The organism is Micromonospora sp. MH33, assembly GCF_003013775.1.
Classification (GTDB): Bacteria; Actinomycetota; Actinomycetes; order Mycobacteriales; family Micromonosporaceae; genus Micromonospora; species Micromonospora fulviviridis.
On sequence record NZ_MUYZ01000243.1, the window covers coordinates 1 to 10566 of the forward strand.

Annotated in this window: 5 protein-coding genes and 1 pseudogene; all 6 read left to right on the top strand. The window is 69.5% G+C overall.

All coding sequences use genetic code 11. The features are described from left to right. Positions 1-218, top strand: a pseudogene (locus B0E53_RS27445) (hypothetical protein); the annotation flags it as partial. Between the two features lie 313 nt (positions 219-531). After that, positions 532-1077 (top strand): 50S ribosomal protein L10, encoded by a 546-nt coding sequence (rplJ, locus tag B0E53_RS27450; protein WP_046567232.1) that lies wholly within the window; start codon positions 532-534, stop codon positions 1075-1077. A 54-nt stretch (positions 1078-1131) separates the two neighbouring features. Beyond that, positions 1132-1515, top strand: coding sequence for a 50S ribosomal protein L7/L12 (gene rplL / locus B0E53_RS27455; RefSeq protein ID WP_107078674.1), 384 nt, complete (start codon positions 1132-1134; stop codon positions 1513-1515). A 573-nt stretch (positions 1516-2088) separates the two neighbouring features. Next, on the top strand, positions 2089-5520 hold the full coding sequence (locus B0E53_RS27460; protein WP_107078675.1) for a DNA-directed RNA polymerase subunit beta: 3432 nt from the start codon (positions 2089-2091) through the stop codon (positions 5518-5520). Between the two features lie 81 nt (positions 5521-5601). Then, positions 5602-9489, top strand: a complete 3888-nt coding sequence (locus B0E53_RS27465; protein WP_107078676.1) for a DNA-directed RNA polymerase subunit beta' — start codon at positions 5602-5604, stop codon at positions 9487-9489. A 111-nt stretch (positions 9490-9600) separates the two neighbouring features. Then, complete coding sequence (locus tag B0E53_RS27470; RefSeq protein ID WP_107078677.1) at positions 9601-9969, top strand: hypothetical protein; 369 nt, start codon at positions 9601-9603, stop codon at positions 9967-9969. The last annotated feature ends 597 nt before the right edge of the window (positions 9970-10566 follow it).

Genomic DNA, 10566 nt, shown 5'->3' on the forward strand with positions numbered 1-10566 from the left:
ACGGCGTCGCCGTGCTGACCCTCGGCGGGGTGGGCGCGCTGGTCCTCGGCCTCTCCGGCTCGGTGGCGCCCTGGCTGGCGCCGCCGGTGCTGCCCACCGCCCGGGCGCTGGCCGGCCCGCTCGCCGCTCCCACCGGCCTGCTGCTGACCGTCTGGGCGCTGGCCTGGGCGGCCGTGGTGCTGGCCGGCTACGCCTGGGGCCGCCGGAGCCGCGCCTGAGTGACCGGGAGCACCCCGGGGCCGATTTGGAGGTAACGGGACACGTCGCGTAGCCTTGGCGCGTAGTTCCACCCAGAGACCGCTGGTCACCGTGCCCTGGCACGGTCGAAGGTTCCGCGATGACGGGCGACCCGCGCAGGGCGGCAAGCGAAACTCGGTGCTGTACGTGGTCCGCCGACCGCGCCCACGGTGCCGGCCCTCGCCCCGCGCGCCCTGCGCCGGGGCTTTTCTCGTTGTCGTCATGCCTCCGCCGCCGTCGCGAGCGTCCGCTCGTCGCCGGCGTACCAGCTCCGAGCAACGAGAGAGGAGGGACATGGCGGACAAGCCGATCCGGGCCGACAAGGCCACGGCCGTCGCCGAGCTGACCGAGAGCTTCCGCAACGCGGGGGCGACCGTGCTGACCGAGTACCGCGGGCTCACGGTTTCGCAGCTCACCCAGCTGCGGCGCTCGCTCGGCAAGGAGACCAGCTACACGGTCGCGAAGAACACGCTGGCCAAGCGTGCCGCGACCGATGCGGGCATCTCCGGCCTCGACGAGCTGTTCACCGGTCCTACCGCGCTGACTTTCGTTTCGGGCGACGTCGTCGAGGCGGCGAAGGGGCTTCGCGACTTCGCGAAGGCCAACCCGAAGCTCGTCATCAAGGGCGGTGTCTTCGAGGGCAAGGCCATTTCCGCGGCCGAGGTCACGAAGCTCGCCGACCTGGAGTCCCGCGAGGTGCTGCTGGCGAAGCTGGCCGGCGCCATGAAGGGCAACCTGAGCAAGGCCGCGGCCCTGTTCCAGGCTCCGCTCGCCAAGACCGCGCGTCTGGCGGCCGCTCTGCAGGACAAGCGCGAGAAGGAGGGCGCCGAGGCGGCCTGAGGCCACCCGGCGCACCCACGTTCTTAGTTTTCACTTTCAGAAAGGACGCCAGACATGGCGAAGCTCAGCACCGACGAGCTGCTCGACGCGTTCAAGGAGATGACGCTGATCGAGCTCTCCGAGTTCGTGAAGCAGTTCGAGGAGACCTTCGAGGTCACCGCCGCGGCTCCGGTCGCGATGGCCGCCGCCGCCCCGGGTGCCGCCCCGGCCGAGGCCGAGCCGGAGAAGGACGAGTTCGACGTCATCCTCGACGCCGACGGTGGCAAGAAGATCCAGGTCATCAAGGTCGTGCGTGAGCTGACCGGCCTGGGCCTCAAGGAGGCCAAGGACCTGGTCGAGGCCGCTCCGAAGGCCGTCCTGGAGAAGGCCAACAAGGAGACCGCCGAGAAGGCCAAGGCCAAGCTCGAGGGCGAGGGCGCCAAGGTCACCCTCAAGTGACCTTGAGTTCGACCTGACGCGCGTCCGGCTCACGTGAGCCGGGGCACACCGCGTCGCGGCGGGCGGCGATCCGGGAACCGGATCGCCGCCCGCCGTGTTGGTGCTAACCGGTGGCAGCGGCGTGAGCAGGGCGTCCGCGTCCGGCGTACCGGGGTCACGGCGGTGTCTGTCGGTAGCCCGTCGGTGGGAAAGACACCCCGAGCGGTAACCGGCCCTTGACGCGGCACGGGCCCGACAGGCACGCTGACACCAGCAAGACCTTCCGCGCTTGCAACGGCCGCCTCTCGGGTAAGGCAACGGCAGCACCACCGCCGCTGCGCCTGAGCGGACCGGCAGGAACGTCGCGTTCCGAGCAGCCCGGTTGACCCGGTTTTCCGAGGTCCCGAGGCAAGTTCCGCGACGACCTGCGGGGTGGGCTGGACAGCGGTTAGCCTCTCGGCTACACTGCTAGTTTGCGCTGCCTTCCGACTTGACCCCTGCTCGGAAATGTCCGTTTACGGATATTTCTGGTGGGGTCATTGGAGTGCACGCGTACCAGCCGTTCTGCAGCACCGGTCCTCGGAAGGACGCATCTTGGCAGCTTCCCGCCCTGCGAAGACCAGTCGTACGTCGAGCGCATTCGCGCCCCGCCGAGTTTCTTTCGGTCGGATTACCGAACACCTCGAGGTCCCCAACCTCCTCGCCATCCAGAACGAGTCCTTCGACTGGCTCGTCGGCAACGAGGCTTGGCAGGGCCGGTCGGCGGACGACCCGCACGCACGCTCGGGTCTCGCGGAGATCCTCGACGAGATCAGTCCCATTGAGGACTTCTCCGGCACCATGTCGCTTTCCTTCTCGGCTCCGCGCTTCGACGAGGTCAAGGCCTCGATCGAGGAGTGCAAGGAGAAGGACCTGACCTACTGCGCCCCGCTGTTCGTGACCGCGGAGTTCACCAACAACACCACTGGCGAGATCAAGAGCCAGACGGTGTTCATGGGTGACTTCCCGATGATGACGCCGAAGGGCACCTTCATCATCAACGGCACCGAGCGCGTTGTGGTCAGCCAGCTCGTCCGCTCGCCGGGCGTCTACTTCGACAAGCAGCCGGACAAGACCTCCGACCGCGACCTCTCCAGCGTCAAGGTGATCCCGAGCCGGGGTGCCTGGCTGGAGTTCGACATCGACAAGCGCGACACGGTCGGCGTCCGCATCGACCGCAAGCGCCGGCAGGCCGTCACCGTCCTGCTCAAGGCCATCGGGTGGTCGGCGGAGCAGATCCGCGAGAAGTTCGGCTGGTCCGAGCTGATGATGACCACGCTCGAGAAGGACCACATCGCCGGGCAGGACGAGGCGCTGCTCGACATCTACCGGAAGCTCCGCCCTGGCGAGCCGCCGACCCGCGAGAACGCCCAGACCCTGCTCGACAACCTCTTCTTCAACCCGAAGCGGTACGACGTCGCCAAGGTCGGGCGTTACAAGTTCAACAAGAAGCTCGAGCTGGCCGTGCCGATCACCACCGGCACGCTGACCGAGGACGACATCGTCGCCACCGTGGAGTACCTCTGCCGGCTGCACGCCGGTGAGGACGGATACGAGGCCGACGACATCGACCACTTCGGCAACCGGCGCCTGCGTACCGTGGGCGAGCTGATCCAGAACCAGGTCCGGGTCGGTCTCTCCCGCATGGAGCGGGTCGTCCGCGAGCGGATGACCACCCAGGACGTCGAGGCGATCACGCCGCAGACCCTGATCAACATCCGCCCGGTGGTGGCGGCGATCAAGGAGTTCTTCGGCACGTCGCAGCTGTCCCAGTTCATGGACCAGACCAACCCGCTGGCGGGCCTGACCCACCGGCGCCGGCTGAGCGCGCTCGGCCCGGGTGGTCTGTCCCGGGAGCGGGCCGGCTTCGAGGTCCGTGACGTGCACCCGTCCCACTACGGCCGGATGTGCCCGATCGAGACGCCGGAAGGCCCGAACATCGGCCTGATCGGCGCGCTCTCCACCTTCGCCCGGGTCAACCCGTTCGGCTTCATCGAGACGCCGTACCGGAAGGTCATCGACGGTCGGGTCACCGACCAGATCGACTACCTGACCGCGGACGAGGAGGACCGGTTCGTCAAGGCGCAGGCCAACGCCCCGCTGAAGTCGGACGGCACGTTCGCCGAGGACCGCGTCCTGGTCCGCCGTAAGGGCGGCGAGACCGAGGACGTGGCGCCGGGGGCCGTCGACTACATGGACGTCTCGCCGCGGCAGATGACTTCGGTCGCGACCGCGATGATCCCGTTCCTGGAGCACGACGACGCCAACCGCGCGCTCATGGGCGCGAACATGCAGCGCCAGGCGGTGCCGCTGGTCAAGGCGGAGGCCCCGCTGGTCGGCACGGGCATGGAGTACCGCGCGGCCGTGGACGCCGGTGACGTGGTCGTCGCCGAGGTCGGCGGTGTGGTCGAGGACCTCTGCGCGGACTACATCACGGTCCACCAGGACGACGGCCACCGCCGGACGTACCTGCTGCACAAGTTCCGCCGCTCCAACGCCGGCTCCTGCGTCAACCAGAAGCCGGTCGTCTTCGAGGGCGACCGCGTCGAGGCCGGCCAGGTCATCGCCGACGGTCCGTGCACCGACGAGGGCGAGATGGCGCTCGGGCGCAACCTGCTCGTGGCGTTCATGTGCTGGGAGGGCCACAACTACGAGGACGCGATCATCCTGTCGCAGCGCCTCGTGCAGCAGGACGTGCTCACCTCGATCCACATCGAGGAGCACGAGGTCGACGCCCGGGACACCAAGCTCGGCCCGGAGGAGATCACCCGCGACATCCCGAACGTCAGCGAGGAGATGCTCGCCGACCTCGACGAGCGCGGCATCATCCGGATCGGCGCCGAGGTCGTCCCCGGCGACATCCTGGTCGGCAAGGTCACCCCGAAGGGTGAGACCGAGCTGACCCCCGAGGAGCGGCTGCTCCGCGCGATCTTCGGTGAGAAGGCGCGCGAGGTCCGGGACACCTCGCTGAAGGTGCCGCACGGCGAGACCGGCACGGTCATCGGTGTGCGTACCTTCTCCCGCGAGGACGGCGACGAGCTGCCCCCGGGCGTGAACGAGCTGGTCCGGGTCTACGTGGCCCAGAAGCGCAAGATCCAGGACGGTGACAAGCTCGCGGGCCGCCACGGCAACAAGGGCGTCATCTCCAAGATCCTGCCGATCGAGGACATGCCGTTCCTGGAGGACGGCACCCCGGTCGACATCGTGCTGAACCCGCTCGGTGTGCCGTCCCGGATGAACATCGGCCAGGTCCTGGAGACCCACCTCGGGTGGGTGGCCAAGACCGGCTGGAGCGTGGACGGCGACGACGCCGAGTGGAAGCGCCAGCTCCGCTCGATCGAGGCGCACGAGTCCGAGCCGGACACCAACGTGGCCACCCCGGTCTTCGACGGTGCCCGCGAGGAGGAGATCTCCGGTCTGCTCGAGTCGACCCTGCCCAACCGGGACGGCAAGCAGCTGATCGGGCGCACCGGCAAGGCGCAGCTGTTCGACGGTCGCTCCGGTGAGCCGCTGCCGGACCCGATCGCGGTCGGCTACGTCTACATCCTGAAGCTCAACCACCTGGTCGACGACAAGATCCACGCCCGGTCGACCGGCCCGTACTCGATGATCACGCAGCAGCCGCTGGGTGGTAAGGCGCAGTTCGGTGGCCAGCGCTTCGGTGAGATGGAGTGCTGGGCCATGCAGGCGTACGGCGCCGCCTACGCCCTGCAGGAGCTGCTGACCATCAAGTCCGACGACGTCCTCGGCCGGGTGAAGGTCTACGAGGCGATCGTCAAGGGCGAGAACATTCCCGAGCCGGGCATCCCGGAGTCGTTCAAGGTGCTGCTCAAGGAGCTGCAGTCGCTGTGCCTCAACGTCGAGGTGCTCTCCAGCGACGGTGTGGCCCTGGAGATGCGCGAGACCGACGACGAGGTGTTCCGGGCCGCGGAGGAGCTGGGCATCGACCTGTCCCGGCGCGAGCCGAGCTCGGTCGAAGAGGTCTGAGGCGAGCGGTCGGGAGCCGGTTCGCCGGCTCCCGACCCCGCCCGTTAGCTAAGCAGTACAGACGACGACATAGGGGACATAGTGCTCGACGTCAACTTCTTCGACGAGCTGCGCATCGGTCTCGCCACCGCCGACGACATCCGTCAGTGGTCCCACGGCGAGGTCAAGAAGCCCGAGACCATCAACTACCGCACCCTGAAGCCGGAAAAGGACGGGCTCTTCTGCGAGAAGATCTTCGGTCCGCAGCGGGACTGGGAGTGCTACTGCGGTAAGTACAAGCGGGTCCGCTTCAAGGGCATCATCTGCGAGCGCTGCGGCGTCGAGGTGACCCGCTCCAAGGTCCGCCGGGAGCGGATGGGTCACATCGAGCTGGCCGCTCCGGTGACCCACATCTGGTACTTCAAGGGCGTGCCGAGCCGGCTGGGCTACCTGCTGGACCTCGCCCCGAAGGACCTCGAAAAGATCATCTACTTCGCCTCGTACGTCGTGACGAGCGTGGACGCCGAAGCGCGTCACCGTGACCTCTCGACCATCGAGAACGAGATCCTGGCCGAGAAGCGGCAGGCCGAGAACAGCCGCGACTCGGAGATCGAGAAGCGGGCCGCCAAGCTCGAGGCCGACCTGGCCGAGCTGGAGGCCGAGGGCGCGAAGGCGGACGTCCGGCGCAAGGTCAAGGAGGGCGGAGAGCGCGAGATGCGCCAGATCCGCGACCGGGCCCAGCGCGAGATCGACCGCCTCGACGAGGTCCTCGACACCTTCCGCAAGCTCGAGCCGAAGCAGCTGGTCACCGACGAGCTGCTCTACCGCGAGCTGCGCGACCGCTTCGGTGAGTACTTCACCGGCAGCATGGGCGCCGAGGCCATCAAGGCGCTGGTCCAGAACATGGACCTGGAGGCCGAGGCCGAGAGCCTGCGCGAGACCATCCGGTCCGGCAAGGGCCAGCGGAAGATCCGGGCGCTCAAGCGGCTCAAGGTCGTGGCGGCGTTCCAGAACACCCGCAACTCGCCGCTCGGCATGGTGCTGGACTGCGTCCCGGTCATCCCGCCGGACCTGCGTCCGATGGTGCAGCTGGACGGTGGCCGCTTCGCGACCTCCGACCTGAACGACCTGTACCGCCGGGTGATCAACCGGAACAACCGCCTCAAGCGGCTGATCGACCTCGGCGCGCCCGAGATCATCGTCAACAACGAGAAGCGGATGCTCCAGGAGGCCGTCGACGCGCTGTTCGACAACGGCCGTCGGGGCCGGCCGGTCACCGGTCCGGGCAACCGCCCGCTGAAGTCACTCTCCGACATGCTCAAGGGCAAGCAGGGCCGGTTCCGCCAGAACCTGCTCGGCAAGCGCGTCGACTACTCCGGCCGTTCGGTCATCGTGGTCGGCCCGAAGCTCAAGCTGCACCAGTGCGGCCTGCCCAAGCAGATGGCGCTGGAGCTGTTCAAGCCGTTCGTGATGAAGCGGCTGGTGGACCTCAACCACGCGCAGAACATCAAGTCCGCCAAGCGGATGGTCGAGCGGCAGCGCCCGGTCGTGTGGGACGTGCTGGAAGAGGTCATCGGCGAGCACCCGGTCCTGCTGAACCGGGCGCCGACCCTGCACCGGCTGGGCATCCAGGCCTTCGAGCCGCAGCTGGTCGAGGGCAAGGCGATCCAGATCCACCCGCTGGTCTGCACCGCGTTCAACGCCGACTTCGACGGTGACCAGATGGCGGTCCACGTGCCGCTGTCCGCCGAGGCCCAGGCCGAGGCGCGGATCCTGATGCTGTCGTCGAACAACATCCTCAAGCCGGCCGACGGCAAGCCGGTCACCATGCCCACCCAGGACATGGTCATCGGCCTCTACCACCTCACCCACCTCACCCCGGGTGGGCAGGGCGAGGGCCGGGCGTTCAGCTCGGACGCCGAGGCGCGGATGGCCTTCGACAACCGTGAGCTGCACCTGCAGACCCCGGTCAAGATCCGCCTGCGTGGCATCGTCGGTGTCGACAACGGCGCCGGTGCCGAGCCGTGGGTCGCGCCCGAGGGCTGGGTCGAGGGCGAGCCGGTGACGGTGGAGACCACCCTGGGCCGGGTCCTGTTCAACGAGACGCTGCCGCAGGGCTACCGCTTCGTGAACTACGAGATCCGCAAGGGCCAGCTCTCCGCGATCGTCAACGACCTCGCCGAGCGCTTCCCGAAGGTGGCCCTGGCGGCCACCCTGGACGGGCTCAAGGAGGCCGGTTTCCACTGGGCCACCTGGTCCGGCGTCACCATCGGCATGGAGGACGTCATCGCTCCGCCGCGCAAGCGGGAGATCCTGGAGCGGTACGAGAAGGAAGCGGACCGGATCGACAAGCAGTACCAGCGTGGTCTGATGACCGCCGAGGAGCGTCGCGGCGAGCTCATCGAGATCTGGACCAAGGCGACCAACGAGGTCGCCAAGGAGATGGACACCGCGCTGCCGCAGGAGAACCCGCTGTGGAAGATGATCAACTCGGGTGCCCGCGGTAACCTGCTCCAGCTCCGGCAGATCGCGGCGATCCGTGGTCTGGTGGCCAACCCGAAGGGCGAGATCATCCCGCGGCCGATCAAGGCCTCGTACCGGGAGGGTCTGTCCGTGCTGGAGTACTTCATCTCCACGCACGGTGCCCGGAAGGGTCTCGCGGACACCGCCCTGCGTACCGCCGACTCGGGTTACCTGACCCGGCGTCTGGTGGACGTCTCGCAGGACGTCATCATCCGCGAGGAGGACTGCGGCACCGACCGCGCCATCCCGATGCAGATCGGCGAGCGGGTCGACGGCAAGCTGGTCGTGCACGAGCACGCCGAGACCAGCGTGCACGCCCGTACCCTGGCCGACGACATCAAGGGCCCGGACGGCAACGTCGTCGCCCACCGCGGCCAGGACATCAACTCCATCCTGGTCGACGCGATCGTCGCCGCCGGGGTGGAGACGGTGCGGGTGCGCAGCGTGCTCACCTGCGAGTCGAAGCTGGGCGTCTGCGGTGCGTGCTACGGCCGCTCGCTGCCGACCGGCAAGACCGTGGACGTCGGCGAGGCGGTCGGCATCATCGCCGCCCAGTCGATCGGTGAGCCGGGTACGCAGCTGACGATGCGTACCTTCCACACCGGTGGTGTCGCGGGTGAGGACATCACCCAGGGTCTGCCCCGTGTCCAGGAGATCTTCGAGGCCCGGGTCCCGAAGGGTAAGGCGCCCATCGCCGACACCCCGGGTCGGATCCGGATCGAGGACGGCGAGCGGTCCCGCAAGATCGTCGTCATCCCGGACGACGGCAGCGACGAGATCGTCTACGACAAGATCTCGAAGCGGGTCCGGCTCCGGGCGCACGACGGCGACCACGTCGAGGTCGGCGAGAAGCTCACCGAGGGCACCATCGACCCGCACGAGCTGCTGCGCATCCTCGGCCCGCGCGCGGTCCAGGTCCACCTGACCCAGGAGGTCCAGGAGGTCTACCGCTCGCAGGGTGTGCTCATCCACGACAAGCACATCGAGATCATCATCCGCCAGATGCTCAAGCGGGTGACGGTCATCGACTCCGGCTCGACCGAGTTCCTGCCGGGCGTGCTGGTCGACCGGGCGCTCTTCGAGTCGGAGAACCGCCGGCTCGTCGGCGAGGGTGGCGAGCCCGCCGCCGGTCGCCCGGTGCTGATGGGTATCACCAAGGCCTCGCTGGCCACGGACTCCTGGCTGTCGGCGGCCTCCTTCCAGGAGACCACCCGGGTGCTGACCGACGCGGCGATCAACTCGCGCAGCGACTCGCTGGTCGGCCTCAAGGAGAACGTGATCATCGGTAAGCTCATCCCGGCCGGTACGGGCATCAGCAAGTACCGCAACGTCCGGGTCGAGCCGACCGAGGAGGCGAAGGCCAAGGTCTACTCGATGACCGGCTACCCGGAGACCGACTACGGCTTCGGGCCGGCCAGCGGCCAGGCGGTGCCGCTGGACGACTTCGACTTCGGGTCGTACCGCTAAGCAGTAGGAAACGACGAGGCCCCCGGCACCGCCGGGGGCCTCGTCGCGTCCGGCGGCGGCGTCGCGCTGCCGTGGGCCCCCCGGCCGGCACGGCGGGGCATGATGGTGGGCATGACGACCGTGCCCGGGCAGGTGCCCGTCGCCCAGCAGGGGCAGCGCCATCCGCTCGACCCCGAGCCGGTCCGCTCGACCAAGGCCCGCGCGGTCTTCGCCCTCGGGCTGATCGGGGCGCTCACCGGGTTCTTCGTCGGCGGGGTGGTGCCCGCGACCATCGCGCTCACCCTCGCCCGGCAGGCCCGCCGCGAAGCGTACGTCTCGGGTGGCTACCTCACCGGCGCCGGCTGGCTGCGCCGGGGCGAGCAGTTGGCCTGGACCGGCCTGGTGCTCGCGGCCGTGGCGATCGTGGCGGCCGTGGTGATCGGCGTTGTCCGGCTGGCCGGGGCCCCGTTCGGGCACGACTTCGCCCCGAACGTCGACTGACCGGGCGGGGGAGCGGCCCCGCGCCCGGCCCCGCCGGCGAGACCCGCGACGGTAGCCTGGCCGGTGTCCGCCGTGCGGCGGGCGAGCCACGTCGACAGGAGGACCCCGTGACGGAACCGGCCCCGCCGCCGGGAGGCGACCCGGCCCGCCCCGGCACCGGGCCGGACGCCGGCGGCCCGCCGCCGGTCAGCCCCTGGGCCGGACCGGACGCCGGGCCCGCCGGGGGGTCCGGCGCGTCACCGGAGGTCATCCCCGCGGGGTATGCCCCGCCCGGCTCGCCGCAGTCCGCTCCGCCCGGGTCCTGGCCGCCCGCCGGGCCGTATCCACCCGCCCCGCCCTGGTCGCCTCCGCACCACGGCGGGTACGCCGCCCCTCCCACCGGCGGACCATCGACCGCGCCCGGCTCCCCGTCGCACCACGCGGGGTACGCCGCTCCTCCCGCCCCGGGACCGTCGGCCTCGCCCGGCTCCCCGTCGCACCAGGGCGGGTACTCCGCTCCGCCGGCCCCGGGACCGTCGGTGCCGGCGGGCTGGCCGGCGTCCGGGGCGTACCCGGGGAACCAGCCGGCGCCCGGCGGTGGGTGGGCTGCGCCGGGGA

Bases quoted from the DNA above. Each gene is read 5' to 3' on its own strand.
- rplL (WP_107078674.1), top strand. From the start codon at position 1,132: ATGGCGAAGCTCAGCACCGACGAGCTGCTCGACGCGTTCAAGGAGATG.
- rplJ (WP_046567232.1), top strand. From the start codon at position 532: ATGGCGGACAAGCCGATCCGGGCCGACAAGGCCACGGCCGTCGCCGAG.
- B0E53_RS27470 (WP_107078677.1), top strand. From the start codon at position 9,601: ATGACGACCGTGCCCGGGCAGGTGCCCGTCGCCCAGCAGGGGCAGCGC.